Origin of the sequence: Acidocella sp. MX-AZ02, assembly GCF_000306035.1 — a bacterium.
In the GTDB taxonomy this organism is placed as follows: domain Bacteria; phylum Pseudomonadota; class Alphaproteobacteria; order Acetobacterales; family Acetobacteraceae; genus Acidocella; species Acidocella facilis.
Window position 1 is genome coordinate 439,342 of the sequence record NZ_JH976207.1, and the last position, 25,578, is coordinate 464,919.

Annotated in this window: 29 protein-coding genes and 1 tRNA gene; 18 read left to right on the forward strand and 12 right to left on the reverse strand. The window is 65.4% G+C overall.

Annotated elements, in window-relative coordinates; translation table 11 throughout:
- Window positions 1-5: 5 nt before the first annotated feature.
- Window positions 6-719: a ribonuclease PH gene (gene rph / locus MXAZACID_RS02120; RefSeq protein ID WP_008492388.1), complete on the forward strand. Its 714-nt coding sequence runs from the start codon at window positions 6-8 to the stop codon at window positions 717-719.
- A 164-nt stretch (window positions 720-883) separates the two neighbouring features.
- Window positions 884-1,561 (forward strand): 2-C-methyl-D-erythritol 4-phosphate cytidylyltransferase, encoded by a 678-nt coding sequence (ispD, locus tag MXAZACID_RS02125; RefSeq protein ID WP_008492389.1) that lies wholly within the window; start codon window positions 884-886, stop codon window positions 1,559-1,561.
- 9 nt (window positions 1,562-1,570) lie between these two features.
- Here ispD and MXAZACID_RS02130 read toward each other — a convergent pair whose 3' ends face one another.
- Complete coding sequence (locus MXAZACID_RS02130) at window positions 1,571-2,278, reverse strand: hypothetical protein (protein WP_008492390.1); 708 nt, start codon at window positions 2,276-2,278, stop codon at window positions 1,571-1,573.
- Window positions 2,279-2,435: 157 nt separating this feature from the next.
- Between MXAZACID_RS02130 and MXAZACID_RS02135 the strand changes: the two genes are divergently transcribed.
- Complete coding sequence (locus MXAZACID_RS02135) at window positions 2,436-3,146, forward strand: SIMPL domain-containing protein (protein ID WP_008492391.1); 711 nt, start codon at window positions 2,436-2,438, stop codon at window positions 3,144-3,146.
- A gap of 21 nt (window positions 3,147-3,167) precedes the next feature.
- On the opposite strand, the gene MXAZACID_RS02140 is transcribed toward MXAZACID_RS02135, so the two are convergent.
- Complete coding sequence (locus MXAZACID_RS02140) at window positions 3,168-4,067, reverse strand: LysR substrate-binding domain-containing protein (protein WP_008492393.1); 900 nt, start codon at window positions 4,065-4,067, stop codon at window positions 3,168-3,170.
- 103 nt (window positions 4,068-4,170) lie between these two features.
- Between MXAZACID_RS02140 and MXAZACID_RS02145 the strand changes: the two genes are divergently transcribed.
- Window positions 4,171-4,395, forward strand: a complete 225-nt coding sequence (locus MXAZACID_RS02145) for a DUF1127 domain-containing protein (RefSeq protein ID WP_039884660.1) — start codon at window positions 4,171-4,173, stop codon at window positions 4,393-4,395.
- Between the two features lie 111 nt (window positions 4,396-4,506).
- On the opposite strand, the gene MXAZACID_RS02150 is transcribed toward MXAZACID_RS02145, so the two are convergent.
- Complete coding sequence (locus MXAZACID_RS02150) at window positions 4,507-5,538, reverse strand: aspartate-semialdehyde dehydrogenase (RefSeq protein ID WP_008492395.1); 1,032 nt, start codon at window positions 5,536-5,538, stop codon at window positions 4,507-4,509.
- 400 nt (window positions 5,539-5,938) lie between these two features.
- On the opposite strand from MXAZACID_RS02150, the gene MXAZACID_RS02155 reads away from it, so the two are divergent.
- The gene (locus MXAZACID_RS02155) at window positions 5,939-6,205 is read left to right on the forward strand and encodes a hypothetical protein (RefSeq protein ID WP_008492396.1); all 267 of its coding nucleotides are present in this window, start codon (window positions 5,939-5,941) and stop codon (window positions 6,203-6,205) included.
- Between the two features lie 31 nt (window positions 6,206-6,236).
- On the opposite strand, the gene MXAZACID_RS02160 is transcribed toward MXAZACID_RS02155, so the two are convergent.
- On the reverse strand, window positions 6,237-7,613 hold the full coding sequence (locus MXAZACID_RS02160; protein ID WP_008492397.1) for an MDR family MFS transporter: 1,377 nt from the start codon (window positions 7,611-7,613) through the stop codon (window positions 6,237-6,239).
- 97 nt (window positions 7,614-7,710) lie between these two features.
- On the opposite strand from MXAZACID_RS02160, the gene MXAZACID_RS02165 reads away from it, so the two are divergent.
- From MXAZACID_RS02165 to MXAZACID_RS19975, 7 genes are all read left to right on the forward strand, one after another.
- Window positions 7,711-8,283 (forward strand): DUF2889 domain-containing protein, encoded by a 573-nt coding sequence (locus MXAZACID_RS02165; RefSeq protein WP_008492398.1) that lies wholly within the window; start codon window positions 7,711-7,713, stop codon window positions 8,281-8,283.
- A 140-nt stretch (window positions 8,284-8,423) separates the two neighbouring features.
- Window positions 8,424-8,987, forward strand: coding sequence for an ATP synthase F1 subunit delta (gene atpH / locus MXAZACID_RS02170; protein ID WP_008492399.1), 564 nt, complete (start codon window positions 8,424-8,426; stop codon window positions 8,985-8,987).
- 1 nt (window position 8,988) lies between these two features.
- Complete coding sequence (gene atpA, locus MXAZACID_RS02175; protein WP_008492401.1) at window positions 8,989-10,521, forward strand: F0F1 ATP synthase subunit alpha; 1,533 nt, start codon at window positions 8,989-8,991, stop codon at window positions 10,519-10,521.
- A gap of 4 nt (window positions 10,522-10,525) precedes the next feature.
- On the forward strand, window positions 10,526-11,401 hold the full coding sequence (locus tag MXAZACID_RS02180) for a F0F1 ATP synthase subunit gamma (RefSeq protein WP_008492403.1): 876 nt from the start codon (window positions 10,526-10,528) through the stop codon (window positions 11,399-11,401).
- A gap of 10 nt (window positions 11,402-11,411) precedes the next feature.
- Entirely contained in the window at window positions 11,412-12,845 is a 1,434-nt protein-coding gene (gene atpD, locus MXAZACID_RS02185) for a F0F1 ATP synthase subunit beta (RefSeq protein ID WP_008492404.1), read from the forward strand.
- Between the two features lie 3 nt (window positions 12,846-12,848).
- Window positions 12,849-13,109, forward strand: coding sequence for a F0F1 ATP synthase subunit epsilon (locus MXAZACID_RS19970; RefSeq protein WP_008492405.1), 261 nt, complete (start codon window positions 12,849-12,851; stop codon window positions 13,107-13,109).
- On the forward strand, window positions 13,078-13,266 hold the full coding sequence (locus MXAZACID_RS19975; protein ID WP_008492406.1) for a hypothetical protein: 189 nt from the start codon (window positions 13,078-13,080) through the stop codon (window positions 13,264-13,266). Before MXAZACID_RS19970 ends, MXAZACID_RS19975 begins: the two co-directional genes overlap by 32 nt.
- A 90-nt stretch (window positions 13,267-13,356) precedes the next feature.
- Here the strand turns inward: MXAZACID_RS19975 and MXAZACID_RS02195 are convergent, their stop codons facing one another.
- Together MXAZACID_RS02195 and MXAZACID_RS02200 are read right to left on the reverse strand one after the other, a co-directional pair.
- The gene (locus MXAZACID_RS02195; RefSeq protein ID WP_008492407.1) at window positions 13,357-14,118 is read right to left on the reverse strand and encodes a GDSL-type esterase/lipase family protein; all 762 of its coding nucleotides are present in this window, start codon (window positions 14,116-14,118) and stop codon (window positions 13,357-13,359) included.
- On the reverse strand, window positions 14,115-14,948 hold the full coding sequence (locus MXAZACID_RS02200; protein ID WP_026439992.1) for an undecaprenyl-diphosphate phosphatase: 834 nt from the start codon (window positions 14,946-14,948) through the stop codon (window positions 14,115-14,117). The genes MXAZACID_RS02195 and MXAZACID_RS02200 overlap by 4 nt, the downstream gene beginning before the upstream one ends.
- Window positions 14,949-15,064: 116 nt before the next feature.
- On the opposite strand from MXAZACID_RS02200, the gene MXAZACID_RS02205 reads away from it, so the two are divergent.
- The 6 genes from MXAZACID_RS02205 to MXAZACID_RS02230 all read left to right on the forward strand — a co-directional run bounded on the left by MXAZACID_RS02205 (window position 15,065) and on the right by MXAZACID_RS02230 (window position 21,620).
- Window positions 15,065-16,204 (forward strand): MFS transporter, encoded by a 1,140-nt coding sequence (locus MXAZACID_RS02205; protein ID WP_008492409.1) that lies wholly within the window; start codon window positions 15,065-15,067, stop codon window positions 16,202-16,204.
- The gene (locus MXAZACID_RS02210; RefSeq protein ID WP_039884662.1) at window positions 16,201-17,421 is read left to right on the forward strand and encodes an SLC13 family permease; all 1,221 of its coding nucleotides are present in this window, start codon (window positions 16,201-16,203) and stop codon (window positions 17,419-17,421) included. Before MXAZACID_RS02205 ends, MXAZACID_RS02210 begins: the two co-directional genes overlap by 4 nt.
- A 57-nt stretch (window positions 17,422-17,478) precedes the next feature.
- Complete coding sequence (locus tag MXAZACID_RS02215; RefSeq protein ID WP_008492411.1) at window positions 17,479-18,939, forward strand: oligosaccharide flippase family protein; 1,461 nt, start codon at window positions 17,479-17,481, stop codon at window positions 18,937-18,939.
- A 12-nt stretch (window positions 18,940-18,951) separates the two neighbouring features.
- A complete protein-coding gene (locus MXAZACID_RS02220; protein WP_144052616.1) occupies window positions 18,952-19,824 on the forward strand; it encodes an N-formylglutamate amidohydrolase in 873 nt (290 codons plus the stop codon).
- A gap of 313 nt (window positions 19,825-20,137) precedes the next feature.
- Window positions 20,138-20,230, forward strand: a tRNA-Ser gene (locus MXAZACID_RS02225).
- A gap of 169 nt (window positions 20,231-20,399) precedes the next feature.
- Window positions 20,400-21,620 carry an integrase arm-type DNA-binding domain-containing protein gene (locus tag MXAZACID_RS02230; protein ID WP_008492413.1) on the forward strand — a complete coding sequence of 407 codons (1,221 nt, stop codon included), beginning with the start codon at window positions 20,400-20,402 and terminating at the stop codon, window positions 21,618-21,620.
- A 308-nt stretch (window positions 21,621-21,928) separates the two neighbouring features.
- Here the strand turns inward: MXAZACID_RS02230 and MXAZACID_RS02235 are convergent, their stop codons facing one another.
- From MXAZACID_RS02235 to MXAZACID_RS02255, 6 genes are read right to left on the reverse strand one after another with little or no spacing between them, the layout of a single operon-like run.
- On the reverse strand, window positions 21,929-22,165 hold the full coding sequence (locus tag MXAZACID_RS02235; RefSeq protein ID WP_008492414.1) for an AlpA family transcriptional regulator: 237 nt from the start codon (window positions 22,163-22,165) through the stop codon (window positions 21,929-21,931).
- Window positions 22,162-23,709 carry a DNA cytosine methyltransferase gene (locus MXAZACID_RS02240; RefSeq protein WP_039884663.1) on the reverse strand — a complete coding sequence of 516 codons (1,548 nt, stop codon included), beginning with the start codon at window positions 23,707-23,709 and terminating at the stop codon, window positions 22,162-22,164. Before MXAZACID_RS02240 ends, MXAZACID_RS02235 begins: the two co-directional genes overlap by 4 nt.
- Window positions 23,706-23,933, reverse strand: a complete 228-nt coding sequence (locus MXAZACID_RS18650; protein WP_008492418.1) for a hypothetical protein — start codon at window positions 23,931-23,933, stop codon at window positions 23,706-23,708. The genes MXAZACID_RS02240 and MXAZACID_RS18650 overlap by 4 nt, the downstream gene beginning before the upstream one ends.
- 3 nt (window positions 23,934-23,936) lie before the next feature.
- Entirely contained in the window at window positions 23,937-25,088 is a 1,152-nt protein-coding gene (locus MXAZACID_RS02245) for a DNA polymerase III subunit beta (RefSeq protein ID WP_008492419.1), read from the reverse strand.
- Window positions 25,085-25,336: a hypothetical protein gene (locus MXAZACID_RS02250; protein WP_008492420.1), complete on the reverse strand. Its 252-nt coding sequence runs from the start codon at window positions 25,334-25,336 to the stop codon at window positions 25,085-25,087. The genes MXAZACID_RS02245 and MXAZACID_RS02250 overlap by 4 nt, the downstream gene beginning before the upstream one ends.
- Window positions 25,333-25,572: a hypothetical protein gene (locus MXAZACID_RS02255; protein ID WP_008492421.1), complete on the reverse strand. Its 240-nt coding sequence runs from the start codon at window positions 25,570-25,572 to the stop codon at window positions 25,333-25,335. The genes MXAZACID_RS02250 and MXAZACID_RS02255 overlap by 4 nt, the downstream gene beginning before the upstream one ends.
- Between the last annotated feature and the right edge of the window lie 6 nt (window positions 25,573-25,578).

The window sequence follows — 25,578 nt, forward strand, 5'->3', positions numbered from 1 at the left end:
AGATCATGCGGCCCTCCGGCAGAGAATTCAACGCCCTGCGCCAGGTCTCCATCGAGACCGGGTTTTCCCATCATGCCGAGGGCTCGGCGCTGATCCGCATGGGGCGCACCGAGGTGCTGTGCACCGCCAGCGTCGAGGGCCGGGTGCCGCCGTTCATGCGCGGCCAGGGCGAGGGCTGGGTGACGGCCGAATACGGCATGCTGCCGCGCGCCACCCATACGCGCGGCGAGCGCGAGGCGGCGCGGGGCAAGCAATCCGGCCGCACCCAGGAGATCCAGCGGCTGATCGGGCGCAGCTTGCGCGCCGTGATCGACCGCAAGGCGATGGGCGAGATCACCGTGACGCTGGATTGCGACGTGCTGAATGCCGATGGCGGCACGCGCTGTGCGGCGATCAGCGGCGCCTATGTGGCGATGGTGCTGGCTTTCCGGCAGTTGAAGGCGAAGAACGTGATCAAATCCATGCCGATGCTGGGGCAGGTGGCGGCGGTGTCCTGCGGGATTTATCAGGGCCATCCGGTCCTGGATCTGGATTATGCCGAGGATTCGGCGGCGGATGCGGATGCGAATTTCATCCTGACGGCCGCGGGCGGGATTGTGGAAATCCAGGCGACGGCGGAGAAATCCAGCTTTGACGAAGCGGCCTTCAACAAGCTGCTGGGCCTGGCCCGGCAGGGGACGGCGGAGTTGTTCAAGGCCCAGAAAGCGGCGTTGGGTTAAGGTATAAAAGTTTTTTGGTGCCGCTTTTTTTCAAAAAAGCGGCGAAAACGTCTGGGGCGGTGACAACGCCGTCGTCAACACCCCGAACGTTTGTGGGGACTTTTTGAAAAAAGTCCCCACACCCCCAAAAACTTTTGCAAATTTGGGTGAGAAGGGCAGGGGCTATGAATATCGGGCTGATTGTGGCGGCGGGGCGGGGCTATCGCGTTGGCGGGCCGCTGCCGAAGCAATATCTGCCGCTTAAAGGGGCGCCGATTCTGCGCCACACCATCCAGGCCCTCACCCGCCATCCGGAAATCGACGCGGTGCAGGTGCTGATCCACCCGGACGACCAGGCTTTGTATGACGAGGCCACCGACGGGCTGGAGAAGTTGCTGGCGGTGCGCTTCGGCGGCAAGGAACGGCAGGATAGCGTGCGGCTGGGGCTGGAAGCGATCGCTGTGTTGAAGCCGGATAATGTGCTGATCCACGACGCGGTGCGCCCCTTCATCGCGCTGGAGACCATCTCGGCGGTGCTGGAGGTGCTCGGGCGCGGCGCCTCGGCCATCGTCGGCGTGCCGCTCGCCGATACGCTCAAGCGCGTGCAGGACGGGGTGGTTGCCGGCACGGTGAGCCGGGCCGGGCTCTGGCGCGCGCAAACCCCGCAGGGCTTTCGCTTCCAGGATATCTATAAGGCCCACCGCCACGCGGTGCAGACCGCGCCGGAGACGGATTTCACCGACGATGCGATGATCGCCGAGCATGCCGGGCTGCGGGTGGAGATGGTGCTCGGGGCGGAGGATAATTTCAAGATCACCACCGCCGCCGATCTGCTTCGGGCCGAGGCCATGCTGGCCGGCTGAAGGCACGGCTCAGTCGTAAATCCCGCCTTCCCGGCTGGGCCCGGCCTTGTCGAGCTTGGTCTTCATCACCCGCACCAGCTTGGCGATGGAGGCCATCGTGACCTTCCCGTTATCGATCGGCGAGATGACATCCATGCTGAATTCATTTCTGAATTTGGCCGGGATGACCAGCGCGGTGGCATGGCCTTCCGCCATGTTCATTTGCCGTTGATTAAGGACTCCGCGGCTCACGCCGCCGCCATCGCGCTGGAGATACTGGTCGTAATCGAGACCGCTGATTACCTTATTCGTGAGGGGCTTCTTTGACGTGCCCCTCAGCCAGTTCGTCAGCCCCTCCACCCCGCTCGTCGCCTTGACCAGCCCAAATTTGACGGTGTTGTTGCTGAGCTGTTGCATGCCGCCACGCACGCCGCTGAGCGTGGTGCTCTTATGCTTGCTGCTGTCACCGACCCGCATGGCCCAGACGAAGACCTGCCCGGAAATCGGCCTTTCGAAGAGCCTTCCGGTGCAGCTGGCGAGGCCGTCGATCAACGTGGTCATGGTCCTGGCGTAGAGCGCCAAGCCTTTGTCGCCGGTGAAATCGATCAGCATGGGGGAGTAGCGTTCCCTGTTCTCGACCAGGGGCGGGGAAACGCTCGCAAAGGTATCGATGATGTGGTGGGCTTTATTCTGATCCAGAAGATCGGCAACATTGAAAGGACATTGATAAACCCGCATGAAACGCTCCGACGAGGCCTTTTTGATGGTTTCGGCATTCTTTTATCGCAATATATAGCAATTCGAAATAATTTTAGCCAGGCTTGGTGCAAGGCGCGTTCTGGCGCGGGCTGGGGTTTGCGCCTAAATTCGAGTCGCTTTGCTGGAGGAGCGACATATGGCACCGAAAATCATCTATCTGGTTCCGGTTCTCAGCGCGCTGGCGCTGCCCGCCGCGGCGCAGACCGCGTCCGCGCAGACCAATCTGTCGCTGAGTGCCGAAGGCAGCGTCAAGGTCGAGCCGGATGAGGCGGTGGCGCAGTTCAATGTGCAGGCGGATGCGCCGAACGCCGCCGCCGCCCAGGCCAAGGTGAACCAGGCGATGAGCAAGGCGCTGGCCGCGGCAAAGGCCTTGCCGAATGTGGTGGCCACCACCGGCGGCTATAACAGCTACGCCAGCACCCCGAACGGCCAAACCCGGCCGCAATTCACCGCGACGCAGAGCCTGACCCTGACCCAGCCGGATAAAGGCGGCGTGCCGGACAAGGCGTTTACCGATCTGCTCGGCCAGTTGCAGGCGGATGGGCTGCTGCTGAACGGGCTCAGCGGCGAACTCTCCGATGCCGGGCGGCAGAGCGCGCAGCGCGATGCGATCCGCGACGCGTTGGCGCATCTGCGCGCCGAGGCGGCGGATATTGCCGATACGCTGCATAAAAAGGTCGGCGCGCTGAAGCAGCTGAGCGTGAATGGCGCCTCCGCGCCGTTGCCGCCCGGTCCCAGGGTGATGATGATGAAGGCCGCCGCCGCGGCGCCGCAATTGGCGCCTGACAAGGTGACCATCAGCGCCAGCGTGTCGGCGCAGATCGAGCTGACCAGCACCGGGAATTAGAGCTTCGCGCTTCATGCGAGGCTAAGCCGCCCAGCCGGCGGTTTGCGCCTCGCGTGTTGCTTCGTCCTCGATATGCTCGGCCAGCCGGTCGGTCACCGGCTGCGGGGCGTTTTTGCCCTTCAGCATCAGCACGCAGAAATCCGGCAGTTTCGGCAGCCCGTCCTCGCCCGGGCGTAAGGCGCGGGTGCCTTCCGGCAGCCGGTTGGGAATGCCGCAGGTCACCGCTAACCCGGCCAGAACCGGCACCAGCGAGCCGATGGCGCTGCCCGAGACATAGGCGATGCGATAGGGCAGGTGGGCCTCATCCAGCCCGCGCAAGGCGGCGCGCCGCCAGCTGCAATCATGCTCGGCCAGCGCCAGAGGCAGCGGGTCCAGCTTGTGCGGGGCGAAGCGGGTGGAGGTGATCCAGGCCAGCGGGCCACGAATCAGCTCTTGTGCCGGCCAGTTGCGCGTCTCATGCCCTTCGGAAATCAGCGACAGATCCAGCTGCCCGGCCTTCAGCCGGCCCATCAGCTCGGTTGAGGGCAGGCAGACCACCTCCACCTCCACCGCCGGATGGGTCTGGGCGAAGCGACGCAGCGCGCCGGGGAGGAATTGCAGGGCGTAATCATCCGGGGTGCCCAGACGCACCTTGCCGCTGATCTCCGGCGCCTGGAAGGCGGACCAGATGGAATCATTGAGCACCAGCAGCTCGCGCGCGCGGGAGAGCAGATATTGCCCGTGCGGCGTCAGCTCGATGCCTTCGCCCCGGCCGCGCTTGAGCAGCGTCTTGCCCAGAATCTCCTCCAGCTTGCGCATCTGCATGGAAATCGCCGCCTGGGTGCGGCCCACGCGCGTACCCGCACGGGTGAAGTTATGCTCCTCCGCCACATAGATGAAGGCGCGCAACAAATCGGGGTCGAGACCGGCGGGGAGGGGCATAGGATAAGATTATGTGATTTTTATGATAAAAACAATTCGTTTTTCTTATTCAACCCGTGCGCCTAGATTTTCCGTCAGTGAAACAACACACGGAGTGAAGACCATGCTGAGCATTGCCGAGCGGGTGAAGGCGGCGGCATCGCCGCACCCGGTGACGCGGCCGAACGGGCTCTGGGCGCGGATCATGCGGATGCGCAATGTGATCGTGGGGCGGCGGGCGATCATGCGCATGGATGCGCGCATGCTTGGCGATATCGGCCTCTCCCACGCCGAAGCGTTGGAAGAGGTCAACCGCAAACCCTGGGACGACACGCCCCGCCCGCGCTAAAAAATCAAAAATTTTTGGGGGGTCTGGGGCGCTTTTTTCAAAAAGCCCCCCAGAGTCTTTGCCAAAAAAAGAGCGGCCCGAGGCCGCTCTTTTTCGTCGTGCAGTGCGCCCTTACGCCGCCTGCTTCTTCAGCAGCTTCTGCTTGATCAGCACCTCGGCGATCTGCACCGCGTTCAGCGCCGCGCCCTTGCGCAGATTGTCGGAGACGCACCAGAAGGCCAGGCCGTTCTCCACCGTCGGGTCCTTGCGCAGGCGCGAGACGAAGGTCGCGTCCTCGCCCTGGCACTCGATCGGGGTGATATAGCCGCCCGGCTCGCGCTTATCCTCGACGACGATGCCCGGCGCCTTGGCCAGCGCCTCGCGGGCTTCCTTCACCGAGACCGGGTTTTCGAATTCGACGAACACCGCCTCGGAATGGCCGATGAACACCGGCACGCGCACGCAGGTGGCGATCACCGGCACGTTGGGGTCGAGGATCTTCCTGGTCTCGACCGCCATTTTCCACTCTTCCTTGGTGGCGCCGTCATCCATGAACACGTCGATCTGGGGGATGACGTTGAAGGCGATATCCTTCTGGAACACCTGGGCGCGTCCCTTCTCGTTCACGAAGGAGACCTTGGTGTTGTTGTAGAGTTCGTCCATGCCCTCTTTGCCGGCGCCGGAGACGGACTGGTAGGTGCTCACCACCACGCGCTTGATCTTGAAGCGGTCATGCAGGGGCTTGAGCGCCACCACCATCTGGATGGTCGAGCAGTTCGGGTTGGCGATGATGTTGCGCTTGGTGTGCAGGGCGATATCCTGCGGGTTCACCTCGGGCACCACCAGCGGCACGTCCGGGTCCATGCGGAACTGGGAGGTGTTGTCGATCACCACGCAGCCGGCCGCCCCCGCGCGCGGCGCGTGAATGGCGGAGACGGAGGCGCCGGGGGAGAACAAAGCGATGTCCCAGCCGGTGAAATCGAAGGTTTCCAGATTCTGCACCTTCAGCACCTTATCCTCGCCGAAGGAGACTTCCTGGCCGGCGGAACGGCCGGAGGCCAGGGCGGCCACCTCGGAGACGGGGAAGTCGCGCTGGGCAAGGGTTTTCAGGATCTCGCGCCCCACCGCACCGGTGGCACCGACGACCGCAACCCTGTAGGACATGACGCTTACTCCAAAAATAAAAGTTCGGGCACCGGGGTTACGGCGAAATGTGCTTGCGCGCAAGCGTTTCACGCCAGAGTGCGAGGGGGGATGCGTGAATAGCATAAGTGTGGGGCACAGCGCCCCATTTTAGGCGCATATGAACGCCTGGACATCTGACTTGAACGCGAACGCTCACACCGCACTGCGCCGCCCTGGGCCGTTTTTCCGGTATTACCCACCCGGCTGGCCCTGTGCGGCAATGGCGCTGGGCTGGGTGGCATCGGCGCCATCGCCGTGGCTGCTTTGGATCAAGCGGTTGCCGGCGCCCAAAAAAGTTAAAAATCTGGAACGAATCACTAAAACTTGAGTGGCTTTTTAGGCATTCGAGATGGCAGAACCATACCAGGAGAGGGGTGCAATGGGCGGCGGCGCGGTCAATGGCATGTTCTGGGGCATAATCGGGCTGGTGCTGGGTATCGCGGCGAGCATCGATAATATTCTGCTGGCCGGCATGCAGGGCCTTGGGATCTATCAGCCGCAATGGCAGGTCTGTATTCTGATTTTCATCGTGGCGCTGGCCGTGATGATGGTAATGCGCGTGCTCGGGGCGTTTCTCGGCTGGCTGACCCTGATTTTCTCCGCGGTGCTGCTGGTGCATTTCGTGTTTCCGGCGCTGGGCCACTGAGCGCCCGGGCGGTGTGCGGCGCCTGGCTGTCTCAGGGGCCGTTATGCAGCGTGATCTCGCGCATCCGCCAGCTCAAAGCCAGCCCGCCCAGTGCCATCGCCAGGCAAAGCCCGAAGCCCAGCCGGTAGCCGCTGACCGGGTCGGCAAAGCCGCCATCCAGGGCGGCGCCGGCCAAGGTGGCGCCGAACACCCCGCCAATCGCCCGCAACAGCAGCAGCATGCCGGTGGCGATGCCGATTTCCGGCAGATCGGTCAGCGCCTGCACCGCAAGGATGGTGGTGGGCTGCAGCATCCCCACCCCGAAGCCAATCAGTGCCGAGACCGGCACCGGGGCGAAGAGCGGGTTGAGCGTCATCACCAGAAATGCCGTGGAGGCGAGGCTGGTGCCGGTGACGAACATCGCCCGCAGCTTGCCCGTCCGCCGGGCGATCTGTCCGGCCGTATAGGCCCCCGCGACGCCGGTGAGCAGGAAGGGCACCAGCTCGATGCCGGCCTGGGCCGGCTTGTCATGAAAGAAACGCTGCAGCAGCAGCGGGAACATGAAGATGGCGCCGAACAGGGCGAAATTATTCAGCGCCGCGAGGGCGATGGTGCCGCGCAGCCGGATCAGCAGGCCGGAGGGCATCAGCGGGTGCGGGCTGCGCCGCTGCTGGACGCGCAGGGCGAGGAGTCCGAGCAGGCCGGCCAGCACCAGCCCCGCTTCCGGCCAGGAGAGCCAGCGCAGATCCACCCCGCCCAGGCTGATCGCCATCAGCAGCAATGTGCTGGCGCCGATCAGCAGCCCGGCGCCGCTGAGATCGAACCGGCCGCGACGGCCATTGATCGGCAGATCCTTCAGCCCGCGTATGCATAGCGCCAGGGCGCACAGCCCCAGCGGCAGATTGACCCAGAAAATATAACGCCAGGAGAGGTTTTGCGCGAGCCAGCCGCCCACCACCGGCCCCGCGCCGGAGGCCAGCGCCCACATCGAGGCGAAATAGGCCTGGTAGCGCCCGCGCTCGCGCGGCGGCACCGCATCCGCCACCGCCGCCTGGGAGACGGTGATCAGCGCGCCGCCGGCCAGCCCCTGCAAGGCCCGGCCCAGCAGCAAGGCCGGCACCGACCAGGCCATGGCGCAGAAGAGGCTGGTGAGCACGAAGGCGACGAGAGCCGGGCCCAGCACCTTGGCGCGGCCGAACTGATCCGAGAGCTTGCCATAAAGCGGGGTGGTGGCGGTGGAGGCGAGCAGATAGGCCGAGACCACCCAGGAGAGATGCGTCTGGCCGTGCAGGCTTTGCGCCATTTGCGGGATGGCGGGCAGCACCACGGTCTGGTCCAGCGCGGCCAGGAGCATGCACAGCATCACCCCCTGGACGACGCGCAGGCGCTCGGCGTGGCTATAGCGGCGCGGCTCTGCCTGCCCGTCCATGGCTGATCATCCTTATCGGCAATTGTGCTGACCCTTTTGGCCATGGCATGGATTTTGGCAAGATTGCCCGCGCCGGGCCCAGCCATAGGAAACAAGTATGCCTCTCTCCGCCGCCACCGCCCCCCGCCGCCTGCTGCACACCCGCGAGGTGACGCTGCAAGGCTATCTGCGCGAGGACGGGCTGATCGAGGTCGAGGCGCGGATGACCGATGTGAAGAGCTACAGCATGGCCAATATCGACCGCGCCGGCATCCCCGCCGGGGTGCCGCTGCATGATATGTGGATTCGCATGACCCTGACCGTCGAGGAGATGGAAATCGTCGCCTGCGAGGCGGCGATGGATTCGACACCCTATAATATATGCCCGCAAACCGCGCCGAATATGGCGCGGTTGGTCGGGTTGAAGATCGGCAAGGGGTTTTTGCGCGCCGCCGCGCAGCGCGTGGGCGGGGTTGAGGGCTGCACACATCTGCGCGAATTGCTGCAGCCGGTGGCCACCACCGCCTACCAGACCCGCTATTCCGTGCTCAATCACGGGCCGGACGGGGGGGAGGGCAAGGACAAGCCGGGCCTCGCGCCGGCGCTGCTGAATACGTGCCACTCTTACAATGAAACCGGGCCGGTGGTGGCGAGGCTGCGCGCGGAGGCGGAACTCTCTGCGCCAAACTGACACAAACCAAGGGCTTGAAGCGCCGTTTGCGGGGGCGGGGCACTTATGGCCTTGCTGCGGCGGAAACCCTATGTTACTGCCCCGCCAAGCCTTGCAAGAGGCATTATATTTCAGAGCACGGCAACAAGGCAGGATAAACTTTGGTCGATATCACGGATAATCGTGTCACTGGCCTGGCCGGGCGTTATGCTGCGGCGCTGTACGCGCTGGCGCATGAGCAAGGCGCGCTGGACCAGACCATCGAGCAGATCGCGGCGCTGGGCCGCCTGATCAAGGAGAGCAAGCCTCTCGCCGCGCTGATCGCCAACCCGCTGACCGATGCCGGCAAGGCCGGCAAGGCGCTGGATGAGGCGCTGGCGGCGCAGGGCGTGTCCACGTTGGTGCGGCATTTTGTCGGCGTCGTCGCCGCGAATCGCCGCCTGCGCGACCTGCCGATGCTGATCGAGGGCTTCGCCGCCTATGCCGCCGCCAAGCGTGGCGAGGCCGTCGCGGTGGTCACCTCCGCCCATGCCTTGTCCGATACCCAGCGCGCCCAGCTCACCGCCCGCCTGGCCGAAGCTGGCCATGGCACCGTGCGGCTGATTGAAAAGCTCGATGCCGGGCTGCTCGGCGGTCTGCGCCTGCAGATCGGCGACAAGCTCTACGACACCACCCTCAAATCGCGCCTTAACCGGCTGAATTATTCTCTCAAGGGAGCTGCCTGATATGGAGATCCGTCCCGCCGAAATCTCCGAGATTCTGAAGCGTCAGATCGCGGATTTCGACACCGAAGCCAATGTGGCCGAGACCGGCCAGGTCCTCTCCGTGGGGGATGGCATCGCGCGCGTGTTCGGTCTCGCCAATGTGCAGGCCGGCGAGCTGGTGGATTTCCCCGGCTCCGGCCTAAAGGGCATGGCGCTGAACCTGGAAGCCGACAATGTCGGCGTGGTGATCTTCGGCGACGACAAGACCATCCGCGAGGGCGACACCGTCACCCGCACCGGCCAGATCGTCGACGTGCCGGTGGGCAAGGGGCTGCTGGGCCGCGTCGTTGACGCGCTGGGCAACCCGATCGACGGCAAGGGCCCGGTGATGTACGCCGAGCGCCGCCTGGTCGAGACCAAGGCGCCGGGCATCATCCCCCGCAAATCCGTGCATGAGCCGATGCAGACCGGCATCAAGGCGATCGACGTGCTGGTGCCCGTCGGCCGTGGCCAGCGCGAGCTGATCATCGGCGACCGCCAGACCGGCAAGACCGCGCTGATCGTCGACACCATCATCAACCAGAAGGCGGTCAACGCCTCTGGCGATGAGAGCAAGAAGCTGTACTGCATCTATGTCGCGGTCGGGCAGAAGCGCTCCACCGTCGCCCAGCTGGTGCGCACGCTGGAGGAATACGGCGTGATGGAATACTCCATCGTCGTCGCCGCCACCGCCTCCGACCCGGCGCCGATGCAGTATCTGGCCCCGTATACTGGCTGCGCCATGGGCGAGTATTTCCGCGATAACGGCATGCATGCGCTGATCGGCTATGACGATCTGTCCAAGCAGGCGGTCGCCTATCGCCAGATGTCCCTGCTGCTGCGCCGCCCGCCGGGCCGCGAAGCCTATCCGGGCGACGTGTTCTACCTGCATTCGCGCCTGCTCGAGCGCGCCGCCAAGATGTCCGACGAGTATGGCGCGGGCTCGCTGACGGCGCTGCCGGTCATCGAAACCCAGGCCGGCGACGTGGGCGCCTACATCCCGACCAACGTGATCTCGATCACCGACGGCCAGATCTTCCTGGAGACCGAGCTGTTCTTCAAGGGCATCCGCCCGGCCATTAACGTCGGCCTCTCGGTCTCGCGCGTCGGTTCCGCCGCGCAGATCAAGGCGATGAAGCAGGTGGCCGGCAAGATCAAGCTGGACCTGGCGCAGTACCGCGAAATGGCGGCCTTCGCCCAGTTCTCCTCCGATCTCGACCCCGCCACCCAGAAGCTGCTGGCCCGCGGCGCGCGCCTGACCGAGCTTTTGAAGCAGCCGCAGTTCAAGCCGCTCTCGGTTGCCGAGCAGGTGATCTCCGTGTTTGCCGGCACCCGTGGCTATTTGGACGGCGTCGCGGTGGACAAGATCGGCCAGTTCGAGATGCAGCTGCTTTCCGACATCAAGGTGAACGCGCCCGAGATCGTGAACGCGATCGAGGCCGACCAGCAGATCAAGCCCGAGACGGAAAAGGCGCTGATCGCGTTCATCGAGACCCTGCTCCGCACCTTCGGATAAGCCCATGCCCTCGCTGAAAACCCTGCGCAACCGGATCAACAGCGTCAAATCGACGCAGAAGATCACGAGCGCCATGAAGATGGTGGCGGCGGCCAAGCTCCGTCGCGCGCAGGCCCAGGCCGAGGCCTCGCGCCCCTATGCCGTGCGCATGGCGGAGATGCTGGCGGCCCTGGCCGCCTCCGAGGCGGGCAACCCGAACGCCTCCAAGCTGCTGGTGGGCAATGGCAAGCGCCAGACCCATTTGTTGCTGGCGGTGACGGCGGATCGCGGTCTGGCCGGTGGCTTCAACGCCAATATCGCCAAGCAGGTGCGCCAGAAGGCGGCGCAGCTCACGGCCGAAGGCAAAACAGTGAAAATCTTCGCGCTCGGCCGCAAGGGCAATGACAGTTTGCGCCGCGACATGGGGGGCAGCATCACCGGCACCAAGAACTTCGTCGGCAAGAAGGTCGTGACCTTCGCGGATGCGGAAGAGGTGGCGCAGGAGATCATTCGCGGCTTCAAGGCCGGCGAGTACGATACCGTGACGCTGATCTTCAACCGCTTCCATAATGTGATGACGCAGAAGCCGGTCGAGCAGCCGCTGATCCCCGCCGCGGCGCCCAACGCGAACGATAACGCGATGGAGCATAATTACGAGGTGGAGCCGGATGACGGCACGCTGCTGGACCGTCTGCTGCCGCGCAATCTGGCGGTGCAGATCTACGCGGCCCTGTTGGAAAACGCCGCCGGCTTCTACGCCGCGCAGATGACCGCGATGGACAGCGCCACCCGCAATGCCGGCCAGATGATCAAGAAGCTGACGCTGAGCTATAACCGGGCCCGTCAGGCGAACATCACCAGAGAGCTGATTGAAATCATTTCCGGCGCGGAAGCCGTTTGAGGACATAGACATGACAAGCAACAACACCGGCCGTGTGACCCAGATCAATGGCGCTGTTGTCGACGTTCAGTTCGACGGCGCGCTGCCTTTCATTCAGAACGCCCTGGAGACCCAGATCGGCGAGCGCCGTCTGGTGCTCGAAGTGGCGCAGGAAATCGGCGAGCGCACCGTGCGCTGCATCGCCATGGACAGCACCGACGGCATGGTCCGCGGCCAGTCCGTGACCGATACCGGGGCCGCCATCTCCGTGCCGGTCGGCCCGGGCGTGCTGGGCCGCATCCTGAACGTGATCGGCGAGCCGATCGATGAGCGCGGCCCGATCGTGGCGACCGCCCGCGCGCCGATCCATAACGATGCCCCCTCCTTCGAGGAGCAGGCCGGTTCCGCCGAGATCCTGGTCACCGGCATCAAGGTGGTGGATCTGCTGGCTCCATATCTGAAGGGCGGCAAGGTCGGCCTGTTCGGCGGCGCCGGCGTGGGCAAGACCGTGCTCATCCAGGAGCTGATCAACAACATCGCCAAGGGCCATGGCGGTGTGTCCGTGTTCGCGGGCGTTGGCGAGCGGACCCGTGAGGGTAACGATCTGTACCATGAAATGATCGATGCCGGCGTCATCAAGCTGAACGAGGACGGCACCACCGACGGTTCCAAGGTCGCGCTGGTCTATGGCCAGATGAACGAGCCGCCGGGTGCGCGCGCCCGCGTCGCCCTCTCCGGCGTGACGATGGCCGAGTATTTCCGCGACCAGGAAGGCCAGGACGTGCTGTTCTTCGTGGACAACATCTTCCGCTTCACTCAGGCGGGTGCGGAAATGTCCGCGCTGCTGGGCCGCATCCCCTCCGCGGTGGGCTATCAGCCGACCCTGGCGACGGATATGGGCGCCCTGCAGGAGCGCATCACCTCCACCAAGAAGGGGTCCATCACCTCCGTGCAGGCCGTGTACGTGCCCGCCGACGATCTGACCGACCCGGCCCCGGCCAACACCTTCGCGCATCTGGATGCGACGACCGTGCTGAACCGCGCGATCGCCGAAAAGGGCATCTACCCGGCCGTGGATCCGTTGGACTCCACCTCCCGCTCGCTCGACCCGCGCATTGTGGGCGAGGAGCACTACAAGGTGGCGCGCGACGTGCAGCGCATTCTGCAGACCTATAAGGGCCTGCAGGACATCATCGCCATCCTGGGCATGGACGAGCTCTCCGAGGATGACAAGCTGGTTGTGGCCCGCGCCCGCAAGATCGAGCGCTTCCTGTCGCAGCCGTTCCATGTCGCCGAAGTCTTCACCGGTTCGCCGGGCGTGTTCGTCGGCATCGAGGACACCATCCGCTCCTTCAAGGGCCTGGTGAATGGCGATTACGACCATATGCCGGAAGCGGCCTTCTACATGGTCGGCGGCATCGACGAGGCGATCGCCAAGGCCGAAGCCCTGGCGGCGAAGGCCTGATCCATGCCCTTGGCCCTGGAAATCATCAGCCCGGAGCGGCTGCTGCTGGCCCGTGAGGTCGACATGGTCGTGGTTCCGGGGACGGAAGGCGATCTCGGCATCCTGCCGGGCCATTCCAAGCTGGTCACCAGCCTGCGCGGCGGGCTGGTCGATATCTACGAGGCCGGGAAGATCACCGACCGCTTTTTTTGTCACCGGCGGTTTCGCCGAGGTGACGGAAGGCCGCTGCTCGGTGCTGGCGGACGAGATCATCCGCCAGGCTGATCTCGATCCGGCGGCGGCGCAGGCGAAGCTGGCGGAGGCCGAGGCGGCCTTCGCGGCGGTGAACCTGCAGGATGCCGACGCCTATCGCGAAGCCTCAGATACGCTGATCTCCGCCCAGGCGATGGTGGATAGCGTGGCGCTCGCGCCCGCGGCCTGAAATTTTTACGTTGCTCCCTGAGTAACCTTAAGGCGCCCCTCGCGGGGCGCCTTTTTTATGGGCCGGCGCAGCGGTGGACTCCGAGCGCTGTCAGTTCTCGTATTTTTTCACGATCGGGGCGATGGCCTGGGCGATCATCGTCATGCCCTCACGGTCAGGATGCAAGGCCGGCTCCGGTGGGGTGAGATGCGGGTCGACAAAGAGCGAGGCGTCGACCTTGCCGTCCTTGATGAACAGATGCCGCAGATCGACGAAGGTGACGCCTTCATTCCCCTCATAGTGCTTGGCGAGATCGGCGTTGGTGGCGATGGTCTGCGCATCCACCCAGGGGCCGCGAATGCAGGGCAGCACGCCCAGCAGCAGGATATGCGCCCCGGGCAGGCGCTTCTGGGTGTTCGCCACCACGGATTCGATGCCGGGCACCGTCATCGCGGCGTCCCAATGTACCCGGCCGAAATTATTGGCGCCGATCAGGATGATGGCGAGCTTCGGGTGCAGCCCTGCCACCTGGCCATGGTCGAGCCGCCAGATCAGCGAGGCGGTGGTGTCGCCGATGAAGCCGAAATCCAGCGTGTCGTAGGCGCCGTAATATTTGTCCCAGACCGGCTTGATGTCGTCATAGCCATGCCCGCCCTGGCGCTGCCAGTAATAGGTGATCGAATCGCCCAGCCAGACCAGCCTGGCGTTGGGATGCGCGGCCTTCTCGACCAGCGTGGCGTGCCAGCGGGCATTCCACCAGGGCAGGTCGGTGCGGCCGATCGGCGCCTCGGCGAGATTGACCTTGGCTTGGGCGGCGGTGGGGGCGAAGGCAGGGGCGAGCAGCAGGGCGGCCGCCAGCAGAGCGCGCCTCACAGCCCGCCCCACAGCAGCGCCAGCGAGGCCACGCCGGCCAGCGCGCAATAGATCGCGAACGGCTTCATCGCCCACTCATCATGATCCTTGAAATAGCGCATCAGGAAGGCGGTGCTGGCATAGGCGACGATGCCGGAGACGATGGCGGCGACCAGCGAGATGCCGAACAGCGCATGCAGCTCATGCGCCTTGATCAGCTTCGGCACTTCGGCGGCGGCGGCGGCGAGGATCACCGGCGTGCCCATCAGGAAGGAGAATTTCGCCGCCCCGGCATAGGAGATGCCGCGCTGCAACCCGCCGACGATGGCCGCCCCCGAGCGCGAAATCCCCGGCAGGAAGGCCAGGCACTGGAAGATGCCGATGATCAGCGCGTCCACATAGCCGATGGTGGTGCCGCGCAAAGGCTGGCCGCGCCGGCGCTCGCCGGCCAGCAGCACGATGGCGTTGAGGATGAGAAACCCGGCCGCGATCATCGGGCTGGCGAAGAGATGGGCGATATGTTTCTTCAGCAGCGCGCCGATGATCACCGCCGGGATGGTGGCGACGATCAGCTTGCCCAGCAGCGCCCGGGCGGAGGCGTTTTCGGCCTCATAGCCCAGCCCCAGCACGCCGCGCGCCATCACCAGCCATTCCACATAGAAATAGGCGATCAGCCCGAAGGCGGTGCCCAGATGCAGCATCACCAGGAAAGGCAGGAAGCTCGGCGCCGCCTGGTCCACATGCCAATGCAGCAGGGCCGGCACCACCACCGCATGGCCCAGCGAGCTGACGGGGAAGAGTTCCGTCGCCCCCTGCAGGATGGCAAACAGCACGGCATGCAATAAATCCATGAAAATCATCCCCTCAGCTATGGCGCGGTCAAGCCGGACGCCCCATTTGCTGCTTCGCAGAATTTTCCCGCGCCGTTAAGTCGAGGCCCATGTCTGAATCATCTCCGTCCCGACAAATGGTTGGGTTGCTTGCCGCCTCCTGCGGGATTGTCGTGGCGAATATTTATTATGCGCAGCCGCTGATCGGGTTGATCGGCCCGGCGCTGCATATGGGCGGGCAGGCGGAAAGCTTGATCGTGACCCTGACCCAGCTCGGCTATGCGGCGGGGCTGCTGTTCCTGGTGCCGCTGGGGGATCTGGTGGAGAATCGGCGCCTGGTGGTGCTGACCATCGCGGCGGCGATCATCCCGCTGCTGCTGGCTGGATTCGCCTGGGATGCGCGGGTGATGCTGGTGGTCTCGGCCTTGATCGGGGTGACCTCGGTGGCGGTGCAGATGCTGATCCCGCTGGCGGCGCACCTGACACCTGAACATCAGCGCGGCAAGGTGGTGGGGATGGTGACCTCCGGGTTGCTGTTCGGCATCCTGCTGTCGCGGCCTGTCGCCTCGACCATCGCGGCGTTCTCCTCCTGGCGGATGGTGTTCTTTCTCTCCGCCGCGGCGATGGCCGGGATGGCGGTGCTGCTGAGCCGCAAATTGCCGCATCGGCAGCCGGCGGCGAACCATCATTATTTCGAGCTGCTGGGCTCCTTGTTCACGCTGCCGCTGCGCTTCGCGGTGCTGCGCCAGCGCGCCTTGGTGCATGCCGCGTGCTTTGCCGGGTTCTCGCTGTTCTGGACCGGGGTGCCGCTTTATCTGGCCGCACAGTTCGGCTTCACCCAGCGCGGTATCGCGGTGTTCGCGCTGGTGGGCGCGGCGGGGGCGCTGGTGGCGCCCTGGGCCGGGCATATGGCGGATCGCGGCCATACGCGCGCCGGCACCATCCTGGCGCTGCTGGGCGTGATGCTGGCCTTTCTCATCGCGGCTTTGGGGGCACAGATCCATTCGGTGCTGGTGCTGGCGCTGGCCGGCATCGTGCTGGATTCGGCGGTGCAGACCAATCTCGTGCTCAGCCAGCGCTCGATCTATATTCTCGCCCCTGAACTGCGTTCGCGGCTGAATGGCGTGTTCATGGCCGGGTTTTTTCTCGGCGGCGCGGCGGGCTCGGCCGCGTGCGGCGTGCTGTTGGCGCAAGGTGGCTGGATTGGGCTGTGCATCGCCGGCGGGGCTTTGGGGCTGGTGGGGCTGGGTTATTTTCTCAGCGTGCGCCGGAGATGAGCCTTGGTCTTGTGTTGCTGATCGTCGCGGTCAGCCTGGGCTGCATCATGGCGCGGCCCTTCGGGGTGAAGGAGGCCTGGCCGGCGCTGGCCGGGGCATTGCTGCTGGTGGGCCTAAGCGCGCTCTCGCCGCGTGGCGCGCTGGCGGCGGTGGGGCAGGGGGGGCAGGTTTATCTGTTTCTCATCGGCATGATGCTGCTGGCCGAGCTGGCGGTGCTGGAAGGCGTGTTCGACTGGGCGGCGGCGCATCTGGCGCGCTGGGCCGGGGGCTCGGCGCTGGCGCTGTTCACGCTGGTTTACGCGCTGGCGGTGGTGATTACGGCCTTGCTCTCCAATGATGCGACGGCGGTGGTGTTCACCCCGGCCGTTGCCGCCATGGCCGGGGCGGCGGGGGCGCGGGACAAGCTGCCCTATCTGCTGATCTGCGCTTTCGTCGCCAATGCCGCCTCGTTCCTGCTGCCGATTTCAAATCCGGCCAATCTGGTGCTGTTCGACGGGCATATGCCGCGCCTGGGGGAATGGCTGCGATTGTTCGGCCTGGCCTCGGTGCTGGCGATCCTGGCGAGTTACGCGACCTTGTGGCTGACCCAGAAGGCGCATCTGCGCGAGAGGTTGCAGGTTCCGGATGAGAGCGTGCCACTGCGCACCGGCGGGCGCTGGACGTTGGCCGGGCTCGGGGGGGCGGCGCTGCTGCTGATCGCCGCGGCGGCCTTTGGCTGGGCCTTGGGCACGCTGACCTTCCTGCTCGGGGCCGGGTGCCTGGTGCTGGTCAGCCTGCTGACGCGCACCCCACCCTGGCAGGCCCTGCGCGGCGTCTCTTGGAGCGTGCTGCCGCTGGTGGCCGGGCTGTTCGTGATGGTGGCAGCGTTGGACCAGGCCGGGCTGGTGCGGGTGCTTTCCGGCTTCGCGCATGCCGGGATTGGGCCGGTGGGGGCGGGGCTGGGGCTGCTCAGCAATCTCGCCAATAACCTGCCGGTCGGGCTGCTGGCGGCGCATCTCTTCGCCCAGGCCCCGGAAGGGGCGAAGGCGGCGGCGCTGATCGGGGTGGATCTGGGGCCAAACCTCTCCGTCACCGGCTCGCTGGCGACGATCCTCTGGCTGAATGCGCTGCGCCGCGAGGGGCTGGCGATGAGCGCCTGGCGGTTCCTGGCGCTGGGCGCGGTGATGATGCCGCCTGCTTTGGCACTCGCGCTGCTCGGCTTGTGGGCGAGTCTCTGACCCTTTGACAGCGTCTGATTGTGCTGGTTTCATACCGTTTCTGTAACGGAGGCGGGGATGAGCCTGGCACGGCGCACCGCGCACGGGGCGGCCTGGAATTTCGCGACCGTGCTGGCCGAGCGCGCAGCCGGGTTTGCCATCCTGGCCTTGCTGCTGCGGGTGGTGCCGGCGCGTGATGTCGGGCTGATCGCGATTGCCTCGGCGATGTCCGAGCTGGCCAAAATAGTGGCCAATTCCGGCGCCGGCGAACAGGTGCAGGCCAGCCCTGGCGACCGCGCGGTGGAGGCCGGGGCGTTCTGGAGCCAGCTGCTCACCGCGCTGTTGTTCATGGCCGGGTTGTGGCTGCTCGCGCCGTGGGCGGCGCGGCTCTATCATCTGCCGTTGCTGCGGGCGGTGCTGCGGGTGATGGCGTTGAGCGTGGTGATGACCTGCTGTCTCATCGTCCCCTCGGCGCGGCTCAGCTCACAATTCCGGTTTCGTACCATCGGGCTGATCTCGCTCGGCAGCACGCTGCTCGGGGGCCTGTGCGCGCTGCCTCTGGCCTATGCCGGGCAGGGCGTCGCGGCCCTGGTGGCGCAGCGTCTGGTCGGGGTGGGCTTCTATGCGCTGGTGGCCAGCGCCTGCGCGCGCTGGGTGCCGCCGCGCCCGCCTGGCTGGGCGGTGCTGCGCGCCGGCTTCGCCTTTTCGCGACCGCTGATGGAGGCGGCCTTTGTCGATTTCATCGCCCTCACCGGCTATGTGTTGCTGCTGGGGTTGATGCTGCCGCTGGTGGCGCTGGCGCAGTTTCGCATCGCCCAGCGGCTGCTGGAGGTGCTGCAGGAGGTGGCGTTTCTGCCCGCCCGCAAGCTGGTGCTGCCGGTACTGGTGGCGGTGCGTGACGACCCGCCGCGCCGGGCTTTGGTGTTGCGCCATATTCTCGATGCGCTGTGCCTGCTGATCTTCTTCGTCAGCGCGGTGAGCGGGGCGGCGGCGCGGCCTTTGGTGCTGCTGATGTTCGGGTCGGGCTGGGCAAGGGCGGTGCCGGTCTTCGCCATTCTCAGCCTGGTGGCGCCGAGCCTCGCCCTCTACGGCATCATCAACCCGTTGCTCACCGCGCTGGGGCGGGTGGGGCTCGTCTCCTGGTATGCCTGGGTGAATGCGCTGAGCATGTTGGCGACCTGCTGGCTGGCCGCACCGTTCGGGTTGGCGGCGCTGGCCTGGGCGCTGGCGGCGCGCGGGGCGGCTTCCTCCTTGCTGTTTCTGCTGGCGCTGCGCCAGGGCCAGCGCGATCTGGCCTGGCCGCTCTTCCGGCTGCTGCTGGTGCCGCTGGCCGGGCTGCTTGGCGCGCGGCTGGCGGGCTGGGTGGTCACGCCGCTTTTGCCGGCGGCGTTGGGGCAGGCGCTGATCCTGCAGGCGGGCATTGCGGCGTTGGCTTTCATCGGCATCGTGCTGGTTTTGGCGCCGGTGCGGCTGCGGGCCTTGGCGCGACGGCTGCGGCTGGCACTGTTTCCCTTGCCCAACCGGCCCCATGCTGGTTGAATGGCGGCACCCATGGACGCACCGCCGATCACCCTCCACCGCCCGGCGCAGCAGCTGGCCGGCCTTGTGCTGACCTCGCCGCATTCCGGCCGGGTCTATCCGGAGGCGTTCCTGCAGGCCTCGCGGCTGACGCCAGAGGCGATCCGCGGCTCGGAGGATAGTTTCGTCGAGGAGCTGTTCGCCGCCGGCCCGGCCTTGGGTGTGCCGCTGCTGGCGGCGGAGTTTCCCCGCGCGTGGTGCGATGTGAATCGCGAACCCTGGGAGCTGGACCCCAACATGTTCGCGGACCGGTTGCCCGATTACGTGAATATCGCCAGCCCGCGTGTGGCCTGCGGGCTGGGCACGCTGGCGCGGATCGTCGGCACTGGCGAGCCGATCTATGCCCGCAAGCTGTTCTTCGAGGAGGCGCGGGCGCGAATCGAGAGCTGCTGGCGGCCTTTTCACGAGGCGCTGGCCGGGCTGATCGAGGAAAATCTGGAGCGGTTCGGCTATTGCCTGGTGCTGGACTGCCATTCCATGCCCACCCCGTTCAGCCGGTTGAGCCCGCGCCCGGACATTATTCTGGGCGACGCGCACGGCGCCAGCTGCCGCCCGGCCTGGTCGAACTTCATCGAAGGGCAATTTCTTAGGCAGGGATTTTCGGTACGCCGCAACGACCCTTACGCTGGCGGCTTCATCACCCGCCATTATGGCCGCCCGCATGAGGCGGTGCAGGTGATGCAGATCGAGCTGGCGCGCGGGCTTTACATGAATGAGCGCCAATATACACGCAAACCCGGCTTCGAGGCGGTGCAGGCGCGGCTTTCCGCGATTCTGGCGGAGGTGATCCAGACCCTGCGGCAAGGCGGCCTGCCTGGTCCGGACTTCAAGCAAGCGGCAGAGTAAAAAAAAGGCGGTGCATAAAGCACCGCCAAGTTTAGGGAGGAAACGTCCAAGAAACAGGGGAGAAAACTCACCCTGTAAAATCGTTTTACCTAAACTCATGTTGCAGTGCAAGAGAAATTTTGCGGCGCAGCATAAATCCGCTCCCCGGCCACCTCATGCCAGACCGGCTTTTTCCTCGGGGCGCTGGCCCGGCAGGCCATGCCGTGCGAGATCCGGCTGAATCGCGACGATTATTCTTCATCCTGGGCTTTACCTTCGCGCGCCCGCCGATTATGAGCGTCGGGCTGGTGCCGTTCAGGCGACGCTGTGCACCGGAGGGGTGGCCGAGAGGCTGAAGGCGGCGGTTTGCTAAACCGTTATACGCTGTCAAGGCGTATCGTGGGTTCGAATCCCATCTCCTCCGCCAGCACGGCTTTCCAGCTTTTCCCGGACCTGCCCAATATGGCTTAAAGTGGCGGAGAGATGCCGTTTATCGGCTCCCGGACCTTGCCAAACATCCCCGCTCAAGCTCTAAAAAAACCGGGTGCTTTTCCGGGTATCGGTTTAGAATATACCCGGGTACGGACGGGAGCAGCATGCTTACTGATACCAAGATTCGGACCGCCAAACCAGCGGAGAAAGGCTATCGTCTGACCGACGCCGGCGGCCTGTTCCTGTGGGTGACCCCGGCCGGCAGCAAGATATGGCGCCTGCGCTACGAGTACCGCGGAAAAGAAAAGCTGCTCACCCTGGGCCCGTACCCGGCTATCGGCTTGAGCGAAGCCCGGGAAAAACGCGAGGCCGCCAAGGCCGTTATGCGCGACGGACGCGACCCTGGGCTTGCGCGGAAGCTGCAGCGCGCGGCGGGTGACCTGGCGGCCGACAACACATTCCAGGCAGTGGCGGAGCTGTGGCATGCCCGGCAGGCACCGACCTGGACCGAGCATCATGCCAAGGATGTCATGGACAGCCTGAAGAAATACGTCTTCCCGCGAATCGGAAAGCTGCCGGTGGCCGAGATCGAGACGCCGGCAGTGGTGGCCGTGCTGCTGGCGATCGAGAAGAACGGGGCGCCAGAGACCGCGCGGCGGGTGCGCCAACGCCTATCCGCCGTGTTCGTCTATGCGGTGGCCATGGGGCTGGCGAAGATTGACCCTGCCCACCTGGCCCGGGCAGCGCTGGCGCCGATGAAGAAGGGGCGCCAGCCCGCAATCACCGACCTCGCCAAACTGCAGGAGATGATGAGGGCGGTGGACGATCACCCGGCCCACCCGGTGACGCGCCTGGCCATGCGGCTGCTGGCGCTCACCGCTGTGCGGCCAGGAGAGCTACGCGGCGCGCAGTGGCCGGAATTCGTGGGTCTGGACGGAGGCAGCCCGGTCTGGGAGATCCCGGGGCCACGCATGAAGATGAAGGTTCCGCACGCCGTTCCGCTATCGGCCCAGGCCGTCGAGACGATCAGGGCGGTGCAGAAACTGACCGGCAGCGCGCAATTCGTGTTCCCCAGCCCGCGGCAGCAGCACCACCCGATGAGCGAAAACGCCCTCGGGTATGCGCTCAACCGGGCCGGGTATCATGGCCACCATGTGCCCCACGGCTTCCGGGCGGCGTTCAGCAGCATCATGAACGAGAATTTTCGGGCTGACCGGCAGGTCATCGACCTGATGCTGGCCCATGCGCCGAAGAACGAGGTCGAGGGCGCCTATAACCGGGCAACGCACGCCGCGCGCCGGCGCGAGCTGGCGCAGGCCTGGGCCGATATGCTGATGGATGGCCTCACGGCGCCGGAGGAGCTTCTGGGGCTGCCGCAGAGATGAAGTCGTCAGCCTCCTTTAGTCTTCTGGAACTCCGGCCTTTATCAAGGAAGCGAGACTTTGGACTGTTCCGCAGATCGGGCACACAACGGCGGCATGCTGGCGAGCAGAAACAGCTTGAAACGTCCCAGGATTGTATGACGCAATCAAATTCTCAATAGCTACCCTGAGCTGGGGAGGGACGATGCTATTTCGGTAACCCAACCTATGCAAATGCCGAGCGATGCTGAATATCATCGATGGGGCAGGTTGGTATTTGTTTAGCTTGGCGCCCTCGAGCATGTCGCGTTCAAGCTGCATTTCAGCACCTGTCATGCTGCGGCCTTTCCGCCAGCGGCCTGGCGCGCTGCCATCTTTTCGGCGATCCAGGCATCGATCTCAGCCGAGACCCAGCGCACAGTGCGTGGTGCGAGTGGGACGGGCTTGGGGAAGGTGCCATCGTTCACCATGCGGTAAATCGTGCTGACGCCAAGGCACACCTTCTCGCGCACCTGGTGGACATCGAGCAGGACAAGGGCGTCCGGTGGTGGTGGCTGGTGCTCGCTCATGCTGCGGCCCTTTCTTCATAGCTATATCCAAAGATCGACCGGATCACGGCCTCGGCCATGTCTGGGCAGACAGAGTTGCCGATGAGGCGCACCTCGTCGGTTTTGGTGAGCCGCCCGCCATCGGTCAGGTCATAGTCGGACGGGAAACCCTGGGCCCGGGCCAACTCAGCCGGCGCGAGCATGCGCATGCGGATATCAGTGATGGGCGTCGGCACGCCATGCACGGTCACCAGGGCGAAGCGGTCGCGCGTGGTGATCGCCCCCAACGGCGCGGCAAGCGATCCATGCTGGCCGCCCTGGCCGTAATACTGGATCAGGAAAGCGGCGACCCTCTCAGCGCCGGCGATGTCATCAGGCGTCATGTCGGCCAGTACGAGCCCTTGCTGGGTGCCAGAGGTGGTGATGGTGCTGAGGGGCGCCCCAGCAGGCCTGCCGACCACGCCGGTATTGTGCTGGGCCAGGAAGGCGCTCACGAGCGCCTGCTCGCCCCGGTGGCCACAGGTGACCGTCGGTACCGGGTCATGCAGCGAGCTGCCCCTGTTGCGCCCCGTATGGGTGATCGGCGCCAGATGCGCCGCCACCAGGCCGTGGTGCGTGCCCTGAGCGGTGATGCTGGACAGCGGCGCGCGCATGTCCCGCGCGGTGCCGGTGCCACGCAGTTCCACCGTGTGAGGCACCACAAGGATCTGGTCGGCCTTCGTGGTGATCGTGCCCATCGGCCCGGATAGCGGCCTTGGCGCGCTCTGGCCGGTCCTGCCGCCGCATCCGGTGATGACGCCAGGCACGATGTAGGGGTTATCCGCTTTGATGACATAGCGCATCACACCCTCTGCGATTCGGCGCAGCGTGGCGTCCTTCAGCGGGCGCGACCGGTCGAAGATGGAACGGCATGGGATAGACCAGTCAATGACCTCGCCAGCAGAGCGCCAAGGCTGCTCGAGGAAGGACGGCCATTTCGCGTGGGTTGCCTTTGGCCAGGCCACCGGGCCGTCAAGCGAGGCCACGATCACCAAGCGGGTGCGGATGGTGGGGGCGCCAAAATCGGCCGCGCACAGCTCGCGCCATTCGACGCGATAGCCAAGGCCGCGCAGCCGGCCGACCCAGACATTGAAGCTGCGCCCGACCCGGGCCGGGCATGGCGTGCCGTCCTCGAGCAGGGGACCCCAGCCCAGCATTTCGCGGACGTTCTCCACCACGATCTTGCGCGGCCTCACACGCTTCGCCCAGGTCAGCACCACGCCGGGCAGGCTGCGCACGCTCTTCCATCTCGGGCGCCCCCCAGCGGCCCGCGAAAAGTGCCGGCAGTCAGGGGATGCCCATAGCAGCCCAACCGGGCGCCCCGCGCATGCTTCAACAGGCTCGACCTCCCACACGCTGGCGCAATGGTGTGTCGCTTCAGGGTGGTTGCGGGTGTGAACGGCGATGGCGATAGCGTCGTGATTCACGGCGATGTCGGGGTGCCGGCCGGTGGCCTGGAAAATGCCCTGACTGGCTCCGCCGCCGCCGGCGAATAGGTCAACAATGATCTCGTTGGGGCCGATCATGCGGCGCTCCCTTGAGCATCATTCCGCTCGAAAACGACGTGCAGGCCGTCGGTGACATGGCGCCAATTGCGGCCCGAGCGGATGTTCCGAATTGATTTTCGGCACACCCCGAAGCGCCTGGCAGCTTCGCCATCTGAGCCGCGCGAAACGAAAATCTCCTTGACCTGCGCCTCGGAAAGTTTAGCGCGGCCGTTCACTGTCCCCTTGGCGTATCCACGGGCCATGGCCTAGATCCTCATTGGCATGATTACGATGGTGGTGCTCGGGTCGGCCAGCTCGGCCGCGCCGCTGATGATGGTCGGGGCGGACTGGCTGTCCGCGAAAAACTGGATCTGCTGCGCCCGCAGCGTGGCCATGGCGTCGATTAGGTAGCGAGCCTGAAAGCCGATCTCGAACGTGTCCTCTGACTGGCCAGGGATCTCGGCTTGGATATAGCCTCCATCTTCAAGCAGGCACCTGACGTTGACAACATCGAGCCCAGCCATGCCCGAGATCGCCACACCGCCCCGTGGGCGCCCGATGGCCGCAACGCGCTTAACGAAGCGGTCGAGGATGTCAGCATCCAGCGTGAAGCGTAGGGGCTGCTCTTTGGGGATCACTCGCTCGTAATCCGGGAATGTGCCATCGATCAGGGGGGTGCGAAGCATCAAGTTCGGCCCGCGCGCCAGCAGCTGGGTTGGGCCCACCCGCACCAGGTCGAGCGTATCCTCCGGGAAGGCGGCGAGAAGCGTCTGCAGGGCAGCCACGGTCTCGCGCGGGATGATCATCCCCTCCGCCAGATCGTGTTTCACGCCCGCGAGCGCATGCTTGATCATGCGGTGTCCGTCATTGCTGACGAAGACCACCGCCGTGTCGTCGGTTGGGTGCGGACTGAGGTAGACGCCGTTGAGGTAATAGCGCGTCTCCTCGACGCTCATCGACCGGGCGCAGAGCGCCAGGGCCTTGGCCAGCGGCTTAGCGCCGATGGTCAGAGACGGGCAAGGCTCGCCCGGTTCGCGCAGCTTGCGGCTGTATTCGAAAAGGCTGGCCACGTCCTCGGTTTTGCGGACGATGAAGCTCGCGAGCATGCCATCCACGCCCATGCTCACCCGCCCGGCCTCAGGCGCGGCGATCTCCACATCCGGGCTGTCCGCCTTGGGCCGGAGCATGGCGCCCAGCGCGAAGAACGGGATGTCATGGATCTCATCGCGCCCGCTCACGATCTGGGAGAGCGGCAGGGCCATGGTGATCTCGATGCCGCAGGGGTCGACGGCGCGCAGGGCCGACGCGCCGCCGTGGTTAACCAGGCTCAGGCAGGGCTGGACGCCGTAGCGCTTCGGATACGCCCCACGCATCAGCCGCAACGCGCGGCGGGTCTCAGCGATGTTGAGGGCGATCATGGTGTCACCGCCTCGCGTGGGGCCGGCTCTATGGGCGCGTCTTTAGTGACGCCGTTGAACCAATTCCTCACCGCCCGTTCGGAGATGAGCTTGATCTCTTCCTCTTTGCTTCGGATTAACGAGCGCGCATCCGCCGCTTCCTGGAGCATATCAAAGCATCGCCCCTCAATGGCAGCAATCTGCGCCTCAGCCGCCGCGATCTCGAGGTAAGCGCTCTCGATGCGCTTTGATGTCTCGCGGTTGATCATGGCGTCACCTCTGGCAGGCGCTCGCCGGAGCGCAGGCGGCCGCTGCGGCGCATGGCTGGCCGGCTGTTCGGATCCACCTGGTCGCGGTTGCGCCAGGCCATGTAGGTGGGGCTGGCGGGCGTGTGTGCAGATTTGCGGCGGCGGTTGCGCAGGTTGCGGAGCCGGCGCGCTTCCTCCTTCTTGGCCAGCAGGGAGGCCATCTTCGACTGAACGGACGAAGCGATCTTGTTGAACATGCGCGC